The organism is Nocardia sp. NPDC003726, assembly GCF_053586955.1.
The window spans coordinates 14176-37636 of the sequence record NZ_JBSFNF010000015.1; the positions used below are offsets into that span (position 1 = coordinate 14176).

Genomic DNA, 23461 nt, shown 5'->3' on the forward strand with positions numbered 1-23461 from the left:
ATCAGCAGCACGCCGGAGATCACAATAAGGCCACGCCCGCCGCAATGCCATTCGAACCCCGTAGTGTGTCGGATTTCCGTCGCCGGGGCGACTCGAAGCCGGGAAATCGAGGGATGAATGGTCCGATTCGGGCACGAAAAAGGCGCCTGTGGACGAGTTGTCCACAGGCGCCTTCGTTTCCGCTCCGGTAAGAGAGGGGACCTAGCGCTGAGCCACCATGGTGGGGGTGATCGGCGCCGGAAGGGCGGTCTCGCCTTCCAGGTACCGGTCCACGCCCGCGGCCGCGGCGCGGCCCTCGGCGATGGCCCAGACGATGAGCGACTGGCCGCGGCCCATGTCACCGGCGACGAAGACGCCGGGCACGTTGGTCGCCCAGTTCTTGTCGCGCTGCACGTTGCCGCGCTGGTCGTAGCCGACGCCGAGATCGGTGAGCAGGCCCGGCTTCTCGGGACCGACGAAGCCCATGGCCAGCAGCACCAGGTCGGCCTCGAGGGTGAAGTCGGTGCCCTCGACCTTCTCGAAGCGGCCGTTGACCATCTTGACCTCGTGCGCCTGCAGGCCGGTCACCTTGCCGTCCGCGCCGACGAAGCGCTCGGTGTTCACCGAGAACACCCGCTCGCCGCCCTCCTCGTGCGCCGATGACACCCGGTACATCAGCGGGTAGGTCGGCCACGGGGTGGACGCGGCGCGCTCCTCCGGTGGACGCGGCATGATCTCGAACTGGTGCACGCTGGCCGCGCCCTGGCGGTGCGAGGTGCCGAGGCAGTCGGCGCCGGTGTCGCCACCGCCGATGATGACGACCTTCTTGCCCTTCGCGTGGATGGGCGGCAGCCCCTCTTCGTCGGTGACGTCGTCGCCGAGCTGCACCCGGTTGGCCCAGGGCAGGAACTCCATGGCCTGGTGGATGCCGTCCAGGTCGCGGCCGGGGATCGGCAGGTCACGCGCCAGCGTGGCGCCACCGGCCAGCACGATCGCGTCGAACTGCTCGCGCAGCTGCTCGGCGGTGATGTCGACGCCGACGTTCACGCCGGTCTTGAAGATGGTGCCCTCGGCCTCCATCTGCGCCAGACGGCGATCGATGAAGCGCTTCTCCATCTTGAATTCCGGAATGCCGTAGCGCAGCAGACCGCCGATGCGGTCGGCCCGCTCGAACACGGTCACGGTGTGGCCTGCGCGGGTCAGCTGCTGCGCCGCGGCCAAACCGGCCGGACCGGAACCGACGACGGCGACCTTCTTGCCGGTGAGGCGGGTCGGGTAGACCGGGGTCACCCAGCCCTCGTCGAAGGCGTTCTCGATGATCTCGACCTCGACCTGCTTGATCGTGACCGGATCCTGGTTGATGCCGAGCACGCAGGACGCCTCGCACGGCGCGGGGCACAACCGCCCGGTGAACTCCGGGAAGTTGTTGGTCGCGTGCAGCCGGTCGATGCCTTCCCGCCAGCGGTCCTTGTAGACCAGGTCGTTCCACTCGGGGATCAGGTTCCCCAGCGGGCAACCGTTGTGGCAGAACGGGATACCGCAGTCCATGCACCGGCTGGCCTGGGTCCGCAAGGTCTCGTGGGAGAAGTTCTCCTCGTAGACCTCTTTCCAGTCCATCAGGCGCAGCGGCACCGGGCGCCGCTTGGGCAGTTCCCGTGTGGTGTGCTTCAGAAAACCCTGGGGGTCAGCCACGTGCGGCCTCCATAATCGCCTCGTCCACGTCCTTGCCGCTCTTCTCAGCTTCGGAGATGGCGAGCAAAACTTTCTTGTATTCGCGCGGCATGAGCTTCACGAAGTGGTTCACCTGCTGCGACCAGTCGCTCAGAATGCGCTCGGCGACCGGGGAACCGGTCTGGTCGCGGTGCTGGGTGATGATGTCGTGCAGCCAGGTGAAGTCGTCGCCGGCCAACTGCTCGACGGCGTCGGCCTGCTCGGGATTGAGCCTCGACGCGAAGGTGCCCTCCGGGTCGAAGACGAACGCCACGCCGCCGGACATACCGGCGCCGAAGTTGCGTCCGGTCTCACCCAGGATGACCACCCGGCCGCCGGTCATGTACTCGCAAGCGTGGTCGCCGACGCCCTCGACCACCGCGGTGGCGCCGGAGTTGCGCACGGCGAACCGCTCGCCGACCACACCGCTGAGGAACACCTGACCGCTGGTCGCGCCGAACAGGATCACGTTGCCCGCGATGATGTTCTGCTCGGCGGCGAACTCGCCGGGCGCGTTCAGCGACGGGCGCACCACCAGGCGGCCGCCGGAAAGACCCTTGCCGACATAGTCGTTCGCGTCACCCTGCACGCGCAGCGTGATGCCAGCGGGCACGAAGGCGCCGAAGCTGTTGCCCGCCGAACCGGTGAAGGTGATGTCGATGGTGTCGTCGGGCAGGCCAGCGCCGCCGTAGAGCTTGGTCACCTCGTGGCCGAGCATGGTGCCGACGGTGCGGTTCACGTTCGTGATCTTGGTCTCGAACTTCACCGCCTGGCCGCGCTCGAGCGCGTCCCGGCTCTGCGCGATCAGCTGCTGGTCCAGCGCCTTGTCCAGGCCGTGGTCCTGCGCCTTGGTGCAGCGGCGGTCCTGGTACATGAACGCCGTCTCGACGTCGTCCAGGATCGGCGAGAGGTCCAGCTTGCTGGCCTTCCAGTGCTGCTTGGCCCGCGAGGTGTCGAGCAGGTCGACCCGGCCGATGGCCTCGTCCAGCGTGCGGAAGCCCAGCTGCGCCAGCAGCTCCCTGACCTCCTCGGCGATGAACAGGAAGAAGTTCTCGACGAACTCCGGCTTGCCGGTGAACCGCTCGCGCAGCACGGGGTTCTGCGTCGCGACGCCGACCGGGCAGGTGTCCAGGTGGCAGACGCGCATCATGATGCAGCCGGAGACCACCAGCGGAGCGGTGGCGAAGCCGTACTCCTCGGCGCCGAGCAGCGCGGCGATCATCACGTCGCGGCCCGTCTTCATCTGACCGTCGACCTGCACCACGATGCGGTCGCGCAACCCGTTGAGCAGCAGCGTCTGCTGGGTCTCGGCCAAGCCGAGCTCCCAGGGGCCGCCCGCGTGCTTCAGCGAGGTCAACGGCGAAGCGCCGGTGCCGCCGTCGTGGCCGGAGATCAGCACGACGTCGGCGTGCGCCTTGGAGACACCCGCCGCGACGGTGCCGACGCCCGGCTCGGCGACCAGCTTCACGTGGATGCGCGCCTGCGGGTTGGCGTTCTTCAGGTCGTGGATCAGCTGCGCCAGATCCTCGATCGAGTAGATGTCGTGGTGCGGCGGCGGCGAGATCAGGCCGACGCCCGGCGTCGAGTGCCGCACCTCGGCGACCCACGGGTACACCTTGTGCGCCGGAAGCTGGCCGCCCTCACCGGGCTTGGCGCCCTGCGCCATCTTGATCTGGATGTCGGTGCAGTTGGTCAGGTAGTGCGCGGTCACGCCGAAGCGGCCGGAGGCCACCTGCTTGATCGCGCTGCGCCGCCAGTCGCCGTTCTCCTCCGGCTCGAAGCGCGCGGGCGACTCGCCGCCCTCACCCGAGTTCGACCGGCCGCCGAGACGGTTCATCGCGATCGCCAGGGTCTCGTGCGCCTCCGCCGAGATGGAGCCGTAGCTCATCGCGCCGGTGGAGAACCGCTTCACGATCTCCGAGGCCGGCTCGACCTCCTCGATCGGAATCGGGTTGCGCGCCTTGTGCTTGAACTTGAACAGGCCGCGCAGCGACGCCAGCCGCTCGGACTGGTCGTCGACCAGCTTGGTGTACTCCTTGAAGATCGAGTACTGGCCGGACCGGGTCGCGTGCTGCAGCTTGAACACCGTGTCCGGGTTGAACAGGTGGTATTCGCCCTCGCGCCGCCACTGGTACTCACCGCCGACCTCGAGCTCGCGGTGCGCGCGCTCGTTGCGGTTCTCCAGGAACGCGATGCGGTGCCGCTGGGCGACGTCCTCGGCGATCTCGTCGAGGCCGATGCCGTCCAGGTGCGAGCGCAGGCCGGTGAAGTACTCGTCCACCAGCTCCTGCGACAGGCCGATCACCTGGAACAGCTGGGCGCCGTTGTAGGAGGCCAGCGTGGAGATGCCCATCTTGGACATCACCTTCAGCACGCCCTTGCCCGCGGCCTTGTTGTAGTTCGCGACCGCCTTGCGGTAGTCGGCGGCCAGGTCGCCGGTGCTGCCCGGCATCTCCAGCGCGCCGCGCTCGAGCATGTCCTCGATGGTCTCGAAGGCCATGTAGGGGTTGATCGCGGCGGCGCCGAAGCCGACCAGGGTGGCCATGTGGTGCACCTCGCGGGCGTCACCGGCTTCGACGACGAGGCCGACCATGGTGCGGGTGCGCTCGCGCACCAAGTGGTGGTGCACCGAGGAGGTCAGCAGCAGCGACGGGATCGGCGCCAGCTTCTCGTTGGACTCGCGGTCGGAGAGCACGATGATCCGCGCCCCGCCGTCGATGGCGGCCGACACCTGGGTGTTGATCGCCTCCAGCGCCTTGCGCAGGCCCTTGCCGCCCTTCTTCACCGGGTACAGGCCGCGCACGACCACCGAGCGCAGCTCGGGGTGCGATCCGTCGTCGTTGATGTGCACGAGCTTGGCCAGCTCGTCGTTGTCCAGGATCGGCTGCTCCAGCGCGATCATGTTGCAGGACTCCGGCCCCGGGTGCAGCAGGTCGGCCTCCGGGCCGATGTTGCGCTTGAGGCTGGTGACCACCTCTTCCCGGATCGCGTCCAGCGGCGGGTTCGTGACCTGCGCGAACAGCTGGGAGAAGTAGTCGAACAGCAGGCGCGGACGGGCCGAGAGCACCGCGATCGGGGTGTCGGTGCCCATCGAGCCGAGCGCTTCGCCGCCGGTCTTGGCCATCGGCGAGATCAGCAGGTTGAGCTCCTCGGTGGTGTATCCGAAGATCTGCTGACGGATCAGCACGCGGTCGTGCGACATGTGCACGTGCGGGCGGTCGGGCAGGTCGGCGAGGCGGGAGACGCCCGCGTCCAGCCACTCCTGGTACGGGTGCTCGGCGGCGAGCTGGGACTTGACCTCTTCGTCGCCGACGATGCGGCCCTGGGCGGTGTCGACCAGGAACATGCGGCCCGGCTGCAGGCGCGCCTTCTTGACCACCTTGGACGGGTCGATGTCCAGCACGCCGACCTCGGAGGCCATCACGACCAGGCCGTCCTCGGTCACCCAGATGCGGCTCGGCCGCAGGCCGTTGCGGTCGAGCACGGCGCCGACGACGGTGCCGTCGGTGAAGCACACCGACGCGGGGCCGTCCCACGGCTCCATCAGCATCGAGTGGTACTCGTAGAAGGCCCGCCGCTGCGGGTCCATGGTCTCGTTGCGTTCCCATGCCTCGGGAATCATCATCAGCACGGCGTGGGGCAAGCTGCGGCCGCCGAGGTGCAGCAGTTCCAGCACCTCGTCGAACCGGGCGGTGTCGCTCGCCCCCGGGGTACACACGGGGAAGATCTTCTCCAGCCGGTTCTTGCCCGCCGAGTCGACGCCGAAGACGTCGCTGCGCAGCAGCGCCTCGCGGGCGCGCATCCAGTTCTCGTTGCCGGTGACGGTGTTGATCTCACCGTTGTGCGCCACCCGGCGGAACGGGTGCGCCAGCGGCCAGGACGGGAAGGTGTTGGTGGAGAACCGGGAGTGCACGATGCCGAGGGCGCTCTCCACCCGGGAGTCCTGCAGATCCAGGTAGAACGCGCGCAACTGCGGCGTGGTGAACATGCCCTTGTAGACGAAGGTCTGCCCCGACAGGCTCGGGAAGTAGACCGACTCCCTGCCGACCGCACCCTCACCGGCTCCGGCCGACCCCAGTTCGCGCTCGACGCGCTTGCGCACCACGTAGGCGCGACGCTCCAGATCCATGTCCGACAGCGGATCGGAGGCGCCCTTCGGCGATGCGATGAAGATCTGCCGGAAGCTCGGCATGGCGTCGCGCGCCAGCGCGCCCAGCGACGACTCGTCGATCGGCACCTCGCGCCAGCCGAGGACCTCGAGGCCCTCTTCCTTGACGATCTTCTCCACGCCGTAGGCGGCGCGCGCGGCTTCGCGGCGGGCCTGCGGCAGGAAGGCGATGCCGGTGGCGTAGGAGCCCTCCGGCGGCAACTCGAAGTCCACGATGGCGCGGAAGAAGCGGTCCGGGACCTGGATCAGGATGCCCGCACCGTCGCCGCTGTTGGGCTCGGCGCCGGCGGCGCCACGGTGCTCCAGGTTCAACAGAGCCGTAATAGCCTTGTCGACGATGTCGCGGCTGCGGCGGCCGTGCATGTCGACGACGAATGCGACGCCGCAGGCGTCGTGCTCGTTCGCCGGGTCGTAGAGCCCGATGGGTCCAGGTGACCGGTGGCCAGGAAGTTGCGTCATGCCTCTGCCTTCAAGAAAGTCGGCCTTCGAAGAAAAACGGCCTTTCGTCGAACGCCTCCGTACAAGACTGCGCCCATACGTTCCGAAGCCAGCCGCGCTGATGGTCTTCGGCGTGCGATCAGGTGTGCAGTTGTCCACCCGCTTCTGTGACGTAGTGGGTGCCCTTCGGTAACGGATCCCTAACAAGATCCTTACCTCCGAGCGGGTGCTCGCCCGCTACGCTGAGCACCTGGCTAGGGCTGCCCGAGCGGGCGAGGTAGCCGAACGTTCTGTGTTCGGCGTAAGAGCAAACGATAAGTCAGGTCCAGGGCCCAACCAACTTAGGTAGTGCTAATAACCAGGTTTAGCTGGGCTTCTGCATCGGGTCCTCCACGTGTGCGCGTCGTCCAGTGTAAAGCAGCGAGTGCCATGCGATCGATCCCCTTGGCACCCGGTGCCAGCTGGGAAAACCGGCGCGCGACACCGACCCGAGACCTTCCTCACAAGGTCGCGAAACCGCCCTCACCTGCGTCGAAATGGATTTCCCCCGTGGGACGCCCGGCAAACCAAGTGGCGGCGGCTAACTCGGCGATCGCACCGGTGAGAGATTTCCGACAGCTGCGTGACAAGCAGTGAATATGATCCGACCGTCCGGCCTCTTTTGTCCACTGTGGGCTTCAGCACATATCCAGCAAATATCGGGCAGTGGCGTTGGACACATCTTCGGAAATGGGGCGCCCAGCGGGGCTTCCGCGCGGCCTACGCCGGGCACAGCGACACGGCGGCGCGCACCAGCGCCGCTCGGTGCAGCGCGTCGGAACGGTCGGTGGCGAACACGCCGAAGACGCTGCGCGCCAACTGTTCCGCGCAGTCCGGCGCGGTCAGCTCGGCCCGGTGCCTGGCGAGCTGATCGAGGATCTCGACATTCACCCGGTCGATGACCGGGCGCACCGAATCGAGCCCCACCGGCACGCTCGGCGCCGCCGCCGGGTCGAAGCGCCACCGCGCCATCAGCCCGCGCTGCACCGTCTTGTTGGCCTCGATCTGCCCGAAGAAGACCTGCCGCACCCAGCCTTCCGGCAGCTCACGATCGTGGCCGAGCCTGGCCATGGTGTTGTAGACCTCCGCCTCCCGGACCGGATCGTCGATGGCGGGCTCGATGCCGCGCTCGCCCGCGGCGACCCACTTCGCCGCCGCCACCGCGTCGGCGGTGTCCAAGCGCTCGGCCACCAGCGCGACCAGCCGGTCGAGCGATGGCTCGGCCGGGCCGGCGCCCGCGCTAACCGGCCACATCAGCAGCGCCGCCGCCAGCAGCGTCAACCCGAGTCCGCGCACGTCGTGACCTCCCGCAATCGCCCACCCCGATACGAATCACCGCGCCAGCGTAGGCGAACGAACCGGCCGCGCCGCGCCCTACGCGGAATGAGCTGTGAGCCTGGCCACATCGAGCCGTTCCTGCTCGCTGCGCAGCGGGCGAGCCTGTCACGCTGTCACAACGAATCCGTGACAGTTTCGTCGCGCCCGTGATGCGCCTGGGACGTGAAGGATGTGCATTCCGATGACCGTCACCGGCTTGTTCACCTGGCTCGGCGGCGGCCGGACCAGCGCCGTCGAGGATCGCCACGAGCGCGCCGGATACGCCGTCACCGGTGCTGTCGTGCTGCTGTTCGCCACGATCTCCGGTGTGGTCGCCGCCCTCGCCGCCGCCTCCGCGTGGCCCTGGTGGGCCGCCGTGGTCTGCGGCATCGTGCTCGCCGCGCTGATCGGCGCGCTCGCCCGTGCGCTGGCGACGGCGCGGCCGAGTGGCGGACCGGATCGGCTCGGGTCGATCGCGCGCGGCGCGGTCGCCGTGCTGGCCGGTGGATTGCTCGCGGAACTGGCCGCGATCGTCTTGTTCAGCGGGTCCGTCGACCGGGTGCTCGAGCAGCAGGCGCAGCGCTCGCTCGATTCGGCGCCGCGGGTCGTCGCGGCGCAGGCGGAACTGGACCGGGCGCGGGCCGACCGCGCCGCGCTCGAACAGGCGATCGCCATGGCGCAGAACGATATCGATCACGCCTTGGTGATCGCGCGCTGTGAGTTCAACCCGACCCCCGAGTGCCCTCGGACCAGGATCACCGGCGTGCCGGGCCGCGGACCGGAGGCACGGACCGCCGACGCCATGCTCGACGACGCGCGTAAGCAGCTCGCCACCGCGCGGGACCGGGTCGACGCGGCGGACCGCAGGATCGACGCGGGCCAGGCCGCCCTGACGGCCGCACGGACCGCCGCCTTCGACGACGCCGACCGCGGGCTCGGCGCGCGCTGGCAGGCGATGAACGACTACACCGTGCACCACGCGCTGCCGCTGCGCGTCCTCACCATCGTGGCGTTCGTCGCGCTCGCCCTGCTGCCGCTGGCACTGCGCTGGTGGCGTGGCGAGACCTCGTTCGACCGGCACAACGCGGCGCGCACCGTGCTCGACCGCGCCGAGCGGGAAGCCGACACGGCGATCGCGGTCAAGCAGGCCGAAGTGCGCGCCGAGGCGGAGGCCATGCGCGCCGAGCAGCAGCTCACCGCCGCCCGCCTCGCCGTCGAGGCGGACACGGCCATCGACCGGGAACGGCAGCGCACCCGCATCATCGCGGCCATCGGCGGCATCGAGATCGGCATCACCGAGCCGCCGCGCCGCCCCGAACTTCCCGCCGCCGCGGCGGACGACCGAAAGGACAGCGCCATGCCCGACGAGGCGACGCCGAACCTACCCGCTCCCACCGGCGCGCACCCGCAGGCGCCCGCCGTGGCGCCGGCGCCGAGCGGCGGTCTCGAGCTGCCGCTGATCGGCGCGATCCCGTTCACCGACACCGCGGCGCGTTTCATCCGGCCGCTGGTTCCGTCGTTCGTCGCCAACGCGATCGACACGGCGACGCATCCGTTGCGCACCGCGCGGCAGGCGTTCGAGGAGGTCGAGGAGATCACCTTCACGCTGCGGCGCACCCGCAAGGTCACCGTCGACGGCCAGACCTCGCACCCGCAGGCCGTCGGCTACCAGCTGCAGCCCGGCGCGCCCGAGATCGCGCACGCCCAGCACATCGCTTCGACCGTTGTCGACGCCGCCTACCCCGCGCCGCGCTATTCCTCGCTTCCACCCACCGGCGCCGCCGGCTACGGCCTGCCCACCGGCGCCCGCAGGGACGAACTGCCGGGCCACCACCGTCCCGAACTTCCCGAGCCCAATCGCCGCGAGCTGCCACCGGGCCACTGACGGCACCGCAGGTCTGCCGCGCCGGACGGGCCTGCGGAGGTGCGACCTGCCGCCGGACACTGACGGCACCGCCGGTCTGTCGCGCCGGAAGACCTGCGGAGGGATGCTCCGCCACTGCGGATCGGCCCTGTACAGGCACACTGCCCGCGGATCGGCGCAGCCGGGGCCTCCCCGCCGGATCGGGCCTTGCGCGACGGCACAGCGCGAGTAACGACCGCGCCGCGCCCTTCGGGACCCGATTCGGATTTCGACTACGCCACAAGACGTCCGCGCATGTACCGATCGGCCCTTTCTGCGGCCTCGACGAGTCCTCGCCTGGAACCTGCCTTCGGCGCGTACGGCAGAAACGATTCGCGGACCGGGTCGCCGGGTCGCGTCCGCCACGCCGCGGCGCTGCTCGGCATACGCTGCACCCATGCAGCACAGGGAGGTGACGCTCGCCGCGGCGCCGTGGGGGTCGCGATTGCTCGGGTCCGCCGAGGAGTCGTCGGGGGTGCGCCGTATCCGCGTTCAGTTGTTGCTCACGGTGCCCACGCTGCTGGGCAATCTCACCGGCATGGTCGTGTCGATCGTCCTGGTCGGCTTCGTCCTGCCGGGTCCATCGGTGTTCACCCAGGATCTCTTGCTGCTCGACGCGCTCGCCGCGCCGCTGTACGCGGCCTGCGCGCTGTTGCTCGGGCTGTGGTGGGGCACCAGCCGCGGGTTGCGCGTTCTGCGCTGGGCCACCGACCCCGAGCACGTGCCGACCGAGGACGAGCAAGCCGCGGCCGCGGCGGTGCCCCGCAAGCTGGTGCGCGATCAAGCGCTGCTGTGGTGCGGCGGACTCGTGCTGCTGACCACGCTGTACGGCCTCGCCGAACCGCGGTTGATCCCGAAAGTGGCCTTCGGCATCGCGTTCAGCGCCATCGTGGTGTGCGCCAACAGCTATCTGATCATCGAGTTCGCGCTGCGGCCGGTCACCGCCAGGGTGCTGGAAGCGGCGGATTCCGGCCGGCGCCGCGACATCGGCGTCTTCGGGCGCTCGCTCATCGTCTGGATGGTCGGCTCCGGCCTGCCGGTGGCCGGGATGATGGTGCTCGCGGTGCTGGCGCTCACGATGCAGGACGTCACCAAGGCGCGGCTGGCGGTCTGCGTGCTGTCGCTCGGCGGTGCGACGCTGGTCTTCGGTCTGCTGCTGATGACGCAGACCTTGGCCGCGACCGTCGCTCCCATCCGCGGCGTGCGCCGGGCGATGCGTCAGGTGGAGGACGGCGATTTCGATGTGGCGCTGGCCGTCTACGACGGCACCGAACTCGGTGAGCTGCAGAGCGGTTTCAACCATATGGTGGAAGGGCTGCGCGAGCGCGAGCAGATCAGGGACCTGTTCGGCAGGCATGTCGGGCGCGAGGTCGCCGCGGCCGCACTGGCGGGCGACCCGACGCTCGGCGGTGTGGAGACCGATGCCGCCGCCCTGTTCATCGACATCGTCGGCTCGACGACGATGGCCGCGAGCATCCCCGCGCCGGAGATGGTCGCCATCCTCAATCGGTTCTTCGGCATCGTCGTCGACGAGGTGGAGCGCCACGGCGGGCTGGTGAACAAATTCGAGGGCGACGCGGCCCTCGCCGTCTTCGGCACGCCCGCGCCGCTGGCCGACGCACCGGGCGCGGCGCTGGCCACCGCCCGCGCGATCCGGGCCAGGCTCGACAGCGACGCGGCCGATTTCGTCGCCGCCATCGGCGTGGCCGCGGGCCGGGTGGTCGCGGGCAATGTCGGCGCGCATCAGCGCTACGAGTTCACCGTCATCGGCGACGCGGTCAACGAAGCGGCCCGCCTGTGCGAACTCGCCAAGCAAGAGGGCTTGCTGCTCGCCTCCGGCACGACCGTCGCGGCGGCTGCCGAGCCGGAGGCGCGGCATTGGCAGCTCGGCGACTCCGTCACCCTTCGCGGCCGCCTGGCGCCGACCCGGCTCGCCCGCCCGGCCTGACGACGTCTTCACCGTGCAGATGTTCCGGCGAGCATTTTCGACGGTCTCAGCGACCGGTCGTGCGGCGGGAAACGCTCGCTGCCGGTGGCCGGGCATCGGCTGTCGCCTGGTCGGGAGCGGAATCCTCGCGGCGGGGTAGCAGCAACGGGCTGGCGAGAATCAGCAGTCCCGCGACTGTGATCGCCGTGCGTGGGCTGGTGGCGTCGGCGAGCAGTCCGCCGAGCGCGCTGAGCGCGGCGATGGCGGCGCTGCTGCTGATCGACCAGGCCGACAAGGCGCGGGCGACGCGGTCCTCCGGTGTGTGCTCGAGCCGATAGGTGGCCAGTACCGGGTTGTACAGGCTCATGCTGACGATGATCGCGAGCTCGACAGCGATCACCGTCGCCAGGCCCGCGACACCTGGCTGGACGAACGCGAGGCCGATCAGCCAGATCGCGCGCAGCGTGCCGACGGTACGCAGGACCGGGTGCCGGCCGTACCGCCGTACGACACGACCGGCGAGGCGTGCGCCGATCAGCCCGCCGACGCAAGGGGCGGCGAACGCCAGGCAGTACTGCCAGGGTGGGAAGCCGAGCTCACCGAGCAGCAGTACGGCCAGCAACGGCTCGGTGGCCATGATCAACCCGCCGACCAGCAATTGGTTGAAGTAGAGCGCCCGCAGGCCAGGATGACCCAGAATGTGCCGCCAGCCGTCGAGCAACTCAGCGGCCCGCATCCTGCGCTCGCCGGTTCGCCGCGGGGTGTCCTCCCGGCCGCGAATCGCCGTGACCGCCAGCGCGGAGCACAGGTAGCTCAGCGCATCGGCAACCACGGTGGTGACCGGTCCGAACAGGCCGATCGCCGCCCCGCCCAGCGGCGGCCCGACGGCTATGGAGCTCCACGTGGTCGATTCGAACCGCGCGTTGGCCACGAGTAGGTCCTGCGGCCGCACGATGGCTTTGAGATACGCGCCGCTCGCCGCGTTGAAAGCGATCTTGGCCGCCGCGACCACCGCGGAGACCGCCAGCAATTGGACGAAACCGAGCCGGCCGAAGGCGTAGGCGAGCGGGATCGTCATCATGACCGCGAACCGGATCAGGTCCATCGCGATCAGCACCGGCCGCTTGCGGCGGAACTCCACCCACGGCCCGAGCGGCAACGCGATCAGCGCGCCCACCGCAGGCCCCACCGCCGACAGCGCGGACACCTGCGCGGGTCCCGCGTGCAACACCAGGACGGCGATCAGCGGCAAGGCGCCGAATCCGAGCCCGGAGCCGTAGGCGCTGACCGCGTAGGCCGTCCACAGCCAACCGAACGGCCGCCCCAGGGATCGTCCGGTCGCCAAGCTGCGCACCTCCCGCTTCGGACAACTCGCTGTTGATCGCCGTGATCAAAGCAAGACCGATGACGCCGAATCAAACAACCGATCGGGCGGCGAGCCACAACGATTCGTTGTGTGGCTAGGGTTTCCGCGTGGATCTCAACGCCGTGCGCACCTTCGTCGCCGCCGCGGACGCCGGCCAATTCCAAGAAGCCGCCGCGGAACTCGCGATCACTCAGCAGGCGGTCTCCAAGCGCATCGCGTCGCTGGAGAAAGACCTCGGCGTGCGCTTGTTCGCCCGCACCGCACGCGGCGCTCAACTCACCATCGACGGTCAGGCCTTCCTGCCGCACGCCCGTGAATTGCTCCGGGTCGCCGAGCGCGCCGACGCCTCGGTGCGCCCTGGCCGGCGCGTGCTCCGTGTCGACATCGTCGCCCGGCGAATCGTGACCGGAGTGCTGCTCCAGGATTTCCACCGCAAGCATCCCGGCATCGATTTGGACGTCGTCACCCTCGACGCCGACCTCGACGCGGCGATCGCCGCCGTGGAAGCCGGAACAATCGATGCCACCTTTCACGCCGTCCCCCCGCGGCAGCGTCTCCCCGATGCGATCAGCACTGCCCGAGTGATCGACGAGCCGCACCAGTTGCTGGTCGGCCCCCGCCACCCCCTCGCCACCGCCCGCGCCGTCACGCCCTGGCAGCTTGCCGGGCACCGGATCTGGATGCCGGGCCTGCCTGTCCGTGGCGAGGTGGCCGACTACTACGCCGAATTCGCGACCACCTTCGGGTTCACCATCGACATTCTCGGCCCGGTCTTCGCGAAAGAGGCTCTGCTGGACGAGATCGCGGAGGCGTCGGACCTGGCGACCCTGATCGGCGAAGGGTCGCGGTATCTGTGGCCGGACCGCTACGACCTGCGGCGAATTCCGGTGCGTCAGCCGACGCCGGTCTACCCGATGTCGATGATCTGGCGCGGTGACAATCCCCATCCCGCCCTCGTCGAACTTCGCGACTACCTCGACGCGAGGCGAGCGCACGCACCCGCCGCAGACGTTTGGGTACCGACATGGGCGCAGCGCGTGCCGCCCACCTGACAGAAATCATCCACGCACTCGGCGCAACCGGAACGCCACCACCGCCGCGATCAACAGAATCGAGGTGGTGCCGACGGCCGCGAAGTGAATGCCGGAGACGAAGGACTCGTGCACCGAGGCGAGGAACGAGCGCCCGGCGGCCTCCGGCAGTTCACGGGCGAAAGCCGTGGCGGCGCCCAGCGATTCGGACGCGGCCGCCATCCGGTCTCCGGGCACGTGGGTCGGGTCGATGCCGTTGCGGAAGATCGCCATGACCACGCTGCCGAGTATCGCGACGCCCAGCGCGACGCCCGTCTCGTACGCGGTCTCGGAGACCGCGGCGGCCGCACCCGCGCGTTCCGGCGGCGCGGAGCCGACCACCAGATCCGACGACACGGTCAGCGCGACACCGACTCCCGCCCCGATGAGCAGGAAACCGAGCACGAACGGCGTCGTACTGGTGGCCGCGTCGGGGCGGAGCAAGCCGAACAGCGCCGCGCCCGCCGCCGCCGTGATCAGCGCGCCGCCGAGCACCGTGCCCGGCCGCAGTCGCCGCACCAACCAGGCCGCGGCGAGCGAGGCGATCATCCCGGCCGTCAGACCGGGCAGCAGCAGCAAACCGGCCTGCAGCGGGGAGCGCCCCAGCACCAGCTGGAGATACTGCGAGCCGAAGAACAGCACACCGGCCAGCGCGAACACCGCGAGCAGATTGGTCAGCACCGCCGTACGGAACTTCGGCAGCGCGAACAGCGCCAGATCCAGCATCGGTTGCGCCAGCCGTCGCTGCCTGCGCACGAACCACGCGCCGGCCAGCAGGCCGAGCACGCCGACCACCGCGACCCGCACGCTCGGACCGTGCGCGGCGCATTCCTTCACCGCGTACACCACCGGCACCAGCGCGAGCATCGACAGCACGGCGCTGAGCAGGTCGAAGCGACCGGGTCGCGGATCACGCGACTCCGGGATCAGCACCGGACCCAGTCCGATCAGCACCAGCATGACCGGCAGGTTCACCAGGAAGACCGAACCCCACCAGTAGTGCTCGAGCAGCCAGCCGCCCAACAGCGGTCCCGCCGCGGCGCCACCGCCCGCCATCGCGCTCCACACCGCGATCGCGACGGTTCGCTGCCGCGGATCGAGGAACATCGACCGGATCAACGCCAGCGTGGCGGGCATCAACGTCGCGCCGGCGACACCCTGCAGCACGCGTGCCGCGATGAGCATCTCCGGAGTGAGGGCCCACGCCGCCAGCACAGAGGCCGCGCCGAATCCGGCCGCGCCGAGCAACAGCAGTTTGCGCCGCCCGATCCGGTCGCCCAGATTGCCCATGACGACGAGCAGTCCGGCGAGCACGAACGAGTAGACGTCGATGATCCACAGCAGTTGCGGCGTGGTGGGCGCGAGATCGGCGCTGATCGCGGGCACGGCCAGATCGAGCACCGTCGCGTCGACGGCCAGCAGCAGGAGGGCCAGCGCCAGCACGGACAACCCCACCCACTCGCGTGCCCCCGCGCGGGGCGGGGCGTTGGTCGATAGTTCGGTGGCCGGGGTGGTCTGGGGGGTCATGACTTTCTCGACTTCCGTCGTCTGGTTTCTTACCGTCCAGACGGTATAGTACTCACCTAACCGTCCGGACGGTATAGTCATCCTGGTGACGGCTGACACCCGCGACCGCATCCTGGACGCGCTCGAGACCTTGCTCCTGGAAAAAGGCATGGCGCACGTGACGTTGGAGAACGTCGCGGCCACCGCGGGCGTCTCCAAAGGCGGCTTGCTCTATCACTTCAAGAGCAAAGACGCCCTGCTAGCGGGCTTGGTCCGCAGACTGGCCGACCGTGCGGGCCAGCAGCTGGACAGCGCGGTCGCCAAAGGCGGCTCGGTTGCCGAGTGGTACCTGCAGACGCCGAACCCGGCCGACGAGGCGGAAGCGGTAGAACTCGAGCTCTACCGGTCGATGCTCGCGACCATGCGCACCATCGACGCCACCCCGGAGCCGGGCGAGGTGCAGCGGGCGCTGGCCGACATGATGACTTCCTGGTCGGACGGTCTGGACGAGGAGGTCGACGACCCGGTGCGGGCCGACCTCATCCGGCTGGTCGGCGACGGCGTCTACCTGCGCGCGCTGCTCGGCCTCCCGCCCATCGATCCGGTTCGCTACCGGCACGTGGTGGACCGCTTACTGCGACGCTGACGGTTAGACTCGGCCCGTGCTGCCAGCCGCCGAACCGGCCGGCGCCGTCGGGGCGGGAACAGATCCGGTACCGGGGTCTCCTGGAACGACGGTGCCGATCCGACCGCTGAGTTTCCGTGAACTGCTCGATGTGCCGTTCGCGCTGATCCAGGCGAACATCCGCGCCCTGGCCTGGGTGAGCGTGCCGGGATTCCTACTCGCCGAGGCCGTGGTCGTCGCGGTGACCGCGGGCGGCTCCGCGCTCACCGGCGGCTCCGACACCGGCACCGCGTGGTCGGCGATCCTGGCCACCGCGGCCTGCGCGTGGCTGCTGCGGTTCGCGTTACGCGGCACGACCGTGGCCCTCGGGCTCGCGACTGTCGGCGGCGCGCCGATCGGCCAGGGGACGGCGCTCCGCCGATTCGGCGCGACGCTCGGCCCGCTGCTGGTGTTCCAACTGTTGTTCACCGTGGTCGGGGTCGGCGTGCTCGCGGTGAGCGGCCTGCCGATCGTCACGCTGCCGCTCGCCGGGATCTGGCTGGGCTGGCTGCGCGCCCGCCGCTGGGTGACGGTGCCGGTGTTGTTCGTCGAGCGCACTTCGCATCGCGACGGCGTCGCACGCGCGAAACTGCTCGCGGAGGGCGCGGAGTGGCCGACCACCGGGCTCTGGATCGTCCAGCGGGCGCTGTTCACGCTGCTCGCGGTCCCGCTGCTGGCCATTCCGCTGTTCGTCTCGGATTTCTCCGGCACCCACCGCTGGCCGGTGCTCGTGCTGGTCACGTCGGCGGTTCTGCTGCTGACGGCATTCGGCGAAGTGGTCGAGGCTTCGTCGCGCGTGGTGTGCTACGTCGATCGGCGCTGTCGCAGAGAGGGATTGGACATCCGCATTCCCCGGAGGCAGGCGCGATGAGCGATCCCGCCCCGCCGGGGCAGCGACCGGCCGAGGTCGTGTTGTCGAAAGGTCGGCACACCACGAACGACCCGGCGCCGGGCACCCCACGACTCGGCGCCGCCGCCGAACATCGCGCCGCCGCCGAATCCGCCGCTCGGCAGCGGGATTTCGACCGTGCCCTGCGGGAACGTTTCCGCGCCGTGCTGCGCGGCCTGGAGCAAGGCGGTGTGCTCGAGGTCCGGCGGTCGCGCACCGCGCGGGAGACCGCCGACGACGTGACGACCGCGCTGCCGCTCGAGACCGCCACCGAGATCCAGCCGGCCGCACAAAGTTTCGACGAGGTGGTCTACGGCGGACGCCGCGCGACCGAGGACGAGTACCGCAGGCTGGAGTACGCCGACCGGTTCTCCGCATCCGCTCCCCCGCCCGCACCGGAACCGGTGGAGATCGAGGCGGTTGAGCGGGCTCCGCGCACCGGGCGCACACTGCCGCCGCTGCCGAAGGTGCTGCGCGACCCCCGGTTCTGGGCGGTGCTCGCCGTGACGGCCGCGGTGTTGCTGCTGGTCTACGGCGCTCTGCAGTCCTGCGGCGCGCCGGTCGCGCCGACCGCCCCGCCACCGCAACCGCCCCCGGATCTGCCCGATGTCCCGCCGCCGGACCGCCCCCGCTTCGGGACGGGCGAGGACGCGATCTGGGACCGGCTGCCCGCGCCGGTCTTCTACGGCGGCGTGCAGTTCCTCATCGCCGCCGCGGTGGTGGTGTGGTGGCGTGCCCGCAGACGGGGTGCTCTGGTGCGCGAGCCGCGGCCGGTCGAGGTGGCCGCGAACGAACTGCTCGCGGGCCAGGCGGCGCTGTACCGCCGCGCGAAGGACCACGATCACGTCGCGGGGAAGCTGCGGGCGGCCACGCTGCGCCGCGTTCGCACCCCGCTCGGCATCACGGCCGACACCCCGCCGGACCGGATCGTCGCCGTGATCGCGGCGCGCATCGGCGCCGACCCCGCCCGGATCGGCGCCGCGCTGTTCGGCCGGGTGCCCGATCCGGAGACCCTCCGGATGGTCGCCGCTCAGCTCGAACGGATCGAATCGGAGGTCGGATGAGACGCCGTCGCGCACCGCTTGTCCGGCTCATGGCCTGCGGGAACGCCCGCGAACCACAGGAGACGCAATGACCAGCACCGAAACCACCCCGACGGCCGAGCAAGCGGGCGCCGCGTTCCACGCCCTGCGCGCCGAGATCGGCAAAGCGGTGGTCGGCAACGACAACGCGGTCATGTACCTGGTACTCGCCCTGCTGTGCCGCGGCCACGTACTGCTCGAAGGCGTGCCGGGGGTGGCCAAGACACTGCTGGTGCGGGCGCTGGCCACGGCGCTCGACCTGGAGCACGCGCGGGTGCAGTTCACCCCCGACCTGATGCCGGGCGACGTCACCGGGTCGCAGATCTACGATCCGCACTCCGCCGAGTTCACCTTCCGGCAGGGTCCGGTGTTCACCAACCTGCTGCTCGCCGACGAGATCAACCGCACGCCGCCGAAGACCCAGTCGGCCCTGCTGGAGTCGATGGAGGAGCGCCAGGTCTCGGTGGACGGGAAGCCGCAGCCGCTGCCCGATCCGTTCGTCGTCGTCGCTACTCAGAACCCGATCGAGCAGGAGGGCACCTATCCGCTGCCGGAGGCGCAGCTGGACCGGTTCCTGTTCAAGGTGGACATCCACCTCCCCGGCCGCGACGACGAGTTCCGCATCCTGCAACGCCATGCCGCGGGCTTCGATCCGCGCGACCTCACCGCCGCCGGGCTGCGCCCGGTCGCGGGCCCGGCGCACATCGCCGCCGCGCGCGCCGCGATCGCGCAGACCACGATCAGCCCCGAGGTGCTCGCCTACACCGTCGACGTGTGCCGGGCCACCCGCACCTCGCCCGCTGTGCGGCACGGCGCGTCGACCCGTGGCGCGACCGCGCTGATGGCGGCCGCCCGCGCGTTCGCCTGGCTCAACGGACGCGGCTTCGTCACACCGGACGATGTGAAGGCCGTCGCCGTCGCCGTGCTGCGGCACCGCCTGCACCTGCGTCCAGAAGCCGAACTGGACGGCGTGACCACCGAGGGCGTGCTGTCGTCGCTGCTGCTTTCGGTTCCGGTCCCGGTGTAGCCGATGGTCGTCACCGGTCGGCTGGCCGCCGCGGCAGGCGTTGCGGCCCTGTTCGTCACCCTGGTCCTGCCGTCCGTGCTCGGCGTGGTCGTGGTGACCTGCGTCCTGGCCGCCGGGCTGCTCATCGATCTCGCCGCGGTGGGGCGCGCGCGGGACCTGACGCTTTCCCGCGAGGCACTGACCACGGTGCGGCTCGGGCGCTCCGTCGAAGTGGAACTCGTCGCGGTCAACACCGGAGCGCGCCGACTGCGCGGCACGGTCTGGGACGACTGGCCCGGCAGCGCACGCGCCGAGAACCGCACGCACGGCCTGGATCTCCCCCCTGGCACCAAAGTCCGTCTCCGCACCACGCTCACGCCCGCCTACCGCGGCGACCGGGTGGCCGGCCAGGTCACGGTGCGACTGCTCGGCCCGCTCGGACTGGCGGGCAGGCAGACGAGACGGGACGTGCCCGCCCGGGTGCGGGCGCTGCCCGCGTTCCGCGCTGAGCGGCTGCTGCGGTCGAAAGTCAAGCGATTGCAGCATCTCGACGGCCGCAATCTGGCCAACCTGCGCGGTCAGGGCACCGAATTCGACTCCTTCCGCGAGTACGTCGCCGGCGACGACGTGCGCGCCATCGACTGGCGCGCCACCGCCCGCGCCACCGACGTCCTGGTCCGCACCTGGCGTCCGGAGCGCAACCGGCACGTGCTGATGCTGCTGGACACCGGCCGGGTCAGCGCGGGACGGGTCGGGGACGGAACGCGCTTGGACGCGAGCATCGAGGCGGCCCTGCTGCTCGGCGGTCTGGCGGTCGCCGCGGGCGATTCGGTCGATCTGCTCGCCTACGACCGCCGAGCGCGCGCCGAGGTGCGCGGTGCAGGCGGAAGAGGTCTGCAGGCGAAGCTGCTGCACGCCATGGCCGGAATCGCTCCCGCTCTCGTCGACACCGACAGCGCCGGACTGGTGCGAGCGGCCGTTCAGCGCGCCCGCAGGCGCAGCCTGGTGGTCTGGTTCACCAGCCTCGACGGCGCCGCGGTGGAGGAGAACCTGTTGCCCGTGCTGCCGGTCCTGGCGCAGCGGCACCGGGTGCTCATCGTCTCGGTGACCGATCCGGATGTCGCCGCGGCGGCCGCCCGGCGCGAAGACCTGAACGACCTCTACGCCGCGGCCGCCGCCGAATCCGTGCTCGCCGAACGCGCACTGGTTCAGGAATCGCTGCGCCGCAGCGGGATCGCGGTCGTCGCGGCGTCCCCGGAACGCCTGCCGGAGGCTCTGGCGGACGAATACCTGGAACTGAAGCAATCCGGAGCCCTCTGAGTCTTCCCGTCGGGCCGCGGACTCGTCGAAGAGCGTCCTCGCGCGCCCGCCGAGGAGGATCATGACCCCATGGCCTCAGATCTCGCCGCCTTCGTCCGCGGATTGCCCAAAGCGGAACTGCACCTGCATCTGGAAGGGACGCTGGAGCCGGAGCTGAAGTTCCGCCTCGCCCGGCGCAACGGCATCGAACTGCCGGAGAAGAGCGTGGAGGAGGTCAAGCAGACCTATCGGTTCCACGACCTGACGTCGTTCCTCCAGGTCTACTACCCCGCGATGCGCGTTTTGCAGCGCCCGGAGGACTTCCACGACCTCGCTTTCGACTATCTGCGCCGGGCGCACGGCCAAGGCGTGCGTCATGCCGAACTCTTCTTCGATCCGCAGGCCCACACCGGACGCGGCATCCCGTTCCCCACGGTGATCAGCGGATACCGGTCGGCGATCGCTCGGGCGCGGCGGGAACTGGGGATGTCCGCCGAACTGATCCTGTGTTTCCTGCGCGACCACTCCGCGGAATACGCCATGGCGACGCTGCTGGAAGCGCTGCCGTACAAGAGCTGGATTCTCGGCGTCGGGCTCGATTCCGACGAGCGGGGCAACCCGCCGAGCAAGTTCGCCGCCGTCTTCGAGCGCGCCCGCGCGGAAGGCTTCCTGCTGACGGCACACTGCGACATCGACCAGCCGGCTTCGATCGAGCACATCCGCCAGGCGCTGGAGGACATCGCCGTCGACCGCATCGACCACGGCACCAACATCGTGGAGGACGACCGTCTGGTCGAACTGGCCGCGTCCAAAGGGATCGCCCTGACCTGCTGCCCGGTGTCGAACTCCTTCGTCACGGCGCGGATGAAAGCCGAAGAGATCGTCGGCCTGCTGAACCGCGGGCTGACGGTGACGGTCAACAGCGACGACCCCGCGTACTTCGGCGCGTACGTGGCCGACAACTACCTCGCGCTCGCCGATGAGGGCGGTCTTGGGGTGGATCAGCTGACCGAGTTGGCCCGCAACTCGTTCCGCGCCTCCTGGATCACCCCGGCCCGGCAGGACGCCTATCTGCGCGAGATCGACGACTACCTGGCGGCGAACGGCTGACCGGCGGGCGGCGGGAACACCGGGAACAGCGGCCGCGGCAGCACTCGGCGCTGCCGTTCGGCGATGACCGCGCCGAGCACCTGCGACGGCGGATACCCGGCCGGTGGCGCGACGCGCAACCGGTCGCACACCTCGGTCACGAGCGCCGTGCCCAGTTGGTGTTGCGCCGCGGGCGTCAGCGTGCGCAAGCGCGTCAGGTACTGCCGCGCCGCGAGCGCGAGGTCTTCCGGTAGCCCGGACAGGTCGAGCTGCGCGCTCCAGCCGGTCAGCCACGGCGGCGCGATCGCCAGCGCGGGCGGCGGCAGCGGGTGTTGCGCGTGCACGACCACGGTGCCCGCGAGCACGTCACCGATCCGCCGCGCCTGCGGCGAGCACATCGAGGTGAGCACCGCGATGGCGCCGAACCCGCCGAGCATCCAGAAATCGACGATCGCGCCGGCGAGGCCGCGGGTGAGCGCGTGCCGGAAGTCGATCGGCCCGCCGTCTTGGCGCACCACCCGCAGCCCGAGCATCAGCTTTCCCAGCGTCCGCCCGCGCCAAGCGGTCTCGCAGGCCACCGGGTAGCCGACCAGCACCGTCACGATGGTCACCAGGACGACCACGTCCAGCCACGCCGAGTCGACGCCCGCGGGCAGCAGCAGCGTGACGATCGCGAACAACAGCACGAACCCGAGCGCGCACTGGGCCAGCACGTCGATCAGGAACGCGGTGGCCCTGGTGGGGATCCGGGCGATCGGCAGTTCCAAGGCCACTGCTTCGCCGGTGGTGAACTCAGCCATGTCGATAGCATTCTTGCGACCGGCGGGAGTGGGAGGCAACCGAATGGACGTGGACGCATACAGCCTGGCGCACCGCAGGGCGTGGGACCGGCTCGACTATCTGTCCAAACGGAGCAAGCTGACCGGCGCGGAGGCGGACGAACTCGTCGTGCTCTACCGCCGCACCTCCCAGCAGCTGGCGCGGTTGCAGTCGCACAGCCCCGACCCGGAGCTGATCGCCGGGCTGAGCGCTCTGCTGGCGCGTGCGCGTGGCCGGGTGCTCGGGACGCGAGCCGACACCTGGCAGGAGATCGGGCGGTTCTTCAGCCATCGCTTCCCCGCGGCGCTCTACCGGTCGTGGCCCTGGTGGGCCGGCGTGGCCGCGGCGTTCCTGTCGGTGTCGGCCGGGTTGGCCGTCTGGGTGGATCGGTTCGATTCCGCCCGGGATGCGCTCGGCATCCCCGATGACACAGGCAGTCTCACCGCACCTGGCGGCGCGTTCGAGACGTACTACTCGGAGCATCCGCAGGGGGCCTTCGCCGCGCAGGTGTGGACCAACAACGCGTGGGTGACGGCGATCGCCTTGTTCACCGGCGTCTTGATCCTGCCCGCGGTCTATCTGCTGTTCATGAACGCGCTCAATCTGGGCGTCAGCGCCGGGCTGATGGCCGAGGCGGGGCGGCTGGATTCGTTCTTCGGCTTCATCCTTCCGCACGGCACTCTGGAGCTGACCGCGGTGTTCGTCGCGGGCGGCGTCGGCCTGAAACTCGGTTGGACGCTGATCGATCCGGGACGGCTCAGCCGGGTGGAGGCGGTGGCCAGGCAGGGACGGGCGACCGCGACCGTCGCGCTCGGCCTGGTCGGAGTGCTGCTGGTGTGCGGCTGCATCGAAGGATTCGTGACGCCGAGCCCGTTGCCCGCGCCGCTTCGCATCGCGATCGGGTTCACCACCGAGGCGTTGTTCCTGGTGTATGTGTTCGGAGTGGGACGCCGCGCGGCCACACAGCGGGCGAATCCAGGAGCCGGGGCATCGAGCAGTCAGCCGGTGGCTGTGACGCAGCCAACATTCAGCACACGCTGAGTGAAGTGACTGGGACAATCGGCAGCTAAGCGACGCCAGATCGGTTCGGAAGTCCCCCATTTGAGTTCCGCTGGCCGCAGCGAGTCGCTGCTCTAGCTGCGGCCAGCGTTACCGTCAACTCTACACAATCGTTACCCCTACGCAACCCT

The 23461-nt window shown here is 70.1% G+C and carries 16 protein-coding genes; 10 read left to right on the forward strand and 6 right to left on the reverse strand.

What is annotated here, in order from left to right; genetic code table 11:
* Positions 1-201 precede the first annotated feature (201 nt).
* The 3 genes from ACWDMM_RS20235 to ACWDMM_RS20245 all read right to left on the reverse strand — a co-directional run bounded on the left by ACWDMM_RS20235 (position 202) and on the right by ACWDMM_RS20245 (position 7630).
* Positions 202-1671: a glutamate synthase subunit beta gene (locus tag ACWDMM_RS20235; RefSeq protein ID WP_195079625.1), complete on the reverse strand. Its 1470-nt coding sequence runs from the start codon at positions 1669-1671 to the stop codon at positions 202-204.
* A complete protein-coding gene (gene gltB, locus ACWDMM_RS20240) occupies positions 1664-6316 on the reverse strand; it encodes a glutamate synthase large subunit (RefSeq protein WP_195079624.1) in 4653 nt (1550 codons plus the stop codon). The genes ACWDMM_RS20235 and gltB overlap by 8 nt, the downstream gene beginning before the upstream one ends.
* 738 nt (positions 6317-7054) lie before the next feature.
* Positions 7055-7630 (reverse strand): chorismate mutase, encoded by a 576-nt coding sequence (locus tag ACWDMM_RS20245; protein ID WP_195079623.1) that lies wholly within the window; start codon positions 7628-7630, stop codon positions 7055-7057.
* 223 nt (positions 7631-7853) lie between these two features.
* Here ACWDMM_RS20245 and ACWDMM_RS20250 point away from each other — a divergent pair, with 223 nt between their 5' ends.
* Together ACWDMM_RS20250 and ACWDMM_RS20255 are read left to right on the forward strand one after the other, a co-directional pair.
* On the forward strand, positions 7854-9536 hold the full coding sequence (locus ACWDMM_RS20250; RefSeq protein WP_195079622.1) for a DUF4407 domain-containing protein: 1683 nt from the start codon (positions 7854-7856) through the stop codon (positions 9534-9536).
* A 415-nt stretch (positions 9537-9951) separates the two neighbouring features.
* Positions 9952-11502: an adenylate/guanylate cyclase domain-containing protein gene (locus ACWDMM_RS20255; protein WP_357207620.1), complete on the forward strand. Its 1551-nt coding sequence runs from the start codon at positions 9952-9954 to the stop codon at positions 11500-11502.
* Positions 11503-11548: 46 nt separating this feature from the next.
* Here ACWDMM_RS20255 and ACWDMM_RS20260 read toward each other — a convergent pair whose 3' ends face one another.
* Positions 11549-12826, reverse strand: coding sequence for an MFS transporter (locus ACWDMM_RS20260; RefSeq protein ID WP_357106944.1), 1278 nt, complete (start codon positions 12824-12826; stop codon positions 11549-11551).
* Positions 12827-12954: 128 nt separating this feature from the next.
* Here ACWDMM_RS20260 and ACWDMM_RS20265 point away from each other — a divergent pair, with 128 nt between their 5' ends.
* On the forward strand, positions 12955-13899 hold the full coding sequence (locus ACWDMM_RS20265; RefSeq protein WP_449938845.1) for a LysR family transcriptional regulator: 945 nt from the start codon (positions 12955-12957) through the stop codon (positions 13897-13899).
* A gap of 6 nt (positions 13900-13905) precedes the next feature.
* Here the strand turns inward: ACWDMM_RS20265 and ACWDMM_RS20270 are convergent, their stop codons facing one another.
* Entirely contained in the window at positions 13906-15444 is a 1539-nt protein-coding gene (locus ACWDMM_RS20270; protein ID WP_357106941.1) for an MFS transporter, read from the reverse strand.
* Between the two features lie 85 nt (positions 15445-15529).
* Between ACWDMM_RS20270 and ACWDMM_RS20275 the strand changes: the two genes are divergently transcribed.
* From ACWDMM_RS20275 to add, 6 genes are all read left to right on the forward strand, one after another.
* Entirely contained in the window at positions 15530-16069 is a 540-nt protein-coding gene (locus ACWDMM_RS20275; protein ID WP_195079618.1) for a TetR/AcrR family transcriptional regulator, read from the forward strand.
* Positions 16070-16160: 91 nt separating this feature from the next.
* Positions 16161-16958, forward strand: coding sequence for a hypothetical protein (locus tag ACWDMM_RS20280; protein ID WP_357207617.1), 798 nt, complete (start codon positions 16161-16163; stop codon positions 16956-16958).
* Positions 16955-18040 (forward strand): DUF4129 domain-containing protein, encoded by a 1086-nt coding sequence (locus tag ACWDMM_RS20285; RefSeq protein WP_449938848.1) that lies wholly within the window; start codon positions 16955-16957, stop codon positions 18038-18040. The genes ACWDMM_RS20280 and ACWDMM_RS20285 overlap by 4 nt, the downstream gene beginning before the upstream one ends.
* A 67-nt stretch (positions 18041-18107) precedes the next feature.
* On the forward strand, positions 18108-19085 hold the full coding sequence (locus tag ACWDMM_RS20290; RefSeq protein ID WP_195079616.1) for an AAA family ATPase: 978 nt from the start codon (positions 18108-18110) through the stop codon (positions 19083-19085).
* Positions 19086-19088: 3 nt separating this feature from the next.
* Positions 19089-20384, forward strand: a complete 1296-nt coding sequence (locus tag ACWDMM_RS20295; protein WP_195079615.1) for a DUF58 domain-containing protein — start codon at positions 19089-19091, stop codon at positions 20382-20384.
* A 69-nt stretch (positions 20385-20453) separates the two neighbouring features.
* Entirely contained in the window at positions 20454-21473 is a 1020-nt protein-coding gene (add, locus tag ACWDMM_RS20300) for an adenosine deaminase (RefSeq protein ID WP_357106931.1), read from the forward strand.
* Here the strand turns inward: add and ACWDMM_RS20305 are convergent.
* Positions 21452-22252, reverse strand: a complete 801-nt coding sequence (locus ACWDMM_RS20305; protein ID WP_195079613.1) for an RDD family protein — start codon at positions 22250-22252, stop codon at positions 21452-21454. The genes add and ACWDMM_RS20305 overlap by 22 nt on opposite strands.
* A 43-nt stretch (positions 22253-22295) precedes the next feature.
* Here ACWDMM_RS20305 and ACWDMM_RS20310 point away from each other — a divergent pair, with 43 nt between their 5' ends.
* Positions 22296-23312: a stage II sporulation protein M gene (locus ACWDMM_RS20310; protein WP_449938852.1), complete on the forward strand. Its 1017-nt coding sequence runs from the start codon at positions 22296-22298 to the stop codon at positions 23310-23312.
* Positions 23313-23461 lie beyond the last annotated feature (149 nt).

Coding starts and splice junctions, on each gene's coding strand:
- ACWDMM_RS20250 (WP_195079622.1), top strand. CDS start 7,854: ATGACCGTCACCGGCTTGTTCACCTGGCTCGGCGGCGGCCGGACCAGC.
- ACWDMM_RS20290 (WP_195079616.1), top strand. CDS start 18,108: ATGACCAGCACCGAAACCACCCCGACGGCCGAGCAAGCGGGCGCCGCG.
- ACWDMM_RS20305 (WP_195079613.1), bottom strand. CDS start 22,252: ATGGCTGAGTTCACCACCGGCGAAGCAGTGGCCTTGGAACTGCCGATC.
- ACWDMM_RS20255 (WP_357207620.1), top strand. CDS start 9,952: ATGCAGCACAGGGAGGTGACGCTCGCCGCGGCGCCGTGGGGGTCGCGA.
- add (WP_357106931.1), top strand. CDS start 20,454: ATGGCCTCAGATCTCGCCGCCTTCGTCCGCGGATTGCCCAAAGCGGAA.
- gltB (WP_195079624.1), bottom strand. CDS start 6,316: ATGACGCAACTTCCTGGCCACCGGTCACCTGGACCCATCGGGCTCTAC.
- ACWDMM_RS20270 (WP_357106941.1), bottom strand. CDS start 15,444: ATGACCCCCCAGACCACCCCGGCCACCGAACTATCGACCAACGCCCCG.
- ACWDMM_RS20310 (WP_449938852.1), top strand. CDS start 22,296: ATGGACGTGGACGCATACAGCCTGGCGCACCGCAGGGCGTGGGACCGG.
- ACWDMM_RS20295 (WP_195079615.1), top strand. CDS start 19,089: ATGGTCGTCACCGGTCGGCTGGCCGCCGCGGCAGGCGTTGCGGCCCTG.
- ACWDMM_RS20285 (WP_449938848.1), top strand. CDS start 16,955: ATGAGCGATCCCGCCCCGCCGGGGCAGCGACCGGCCGAGGTCGTGTTG.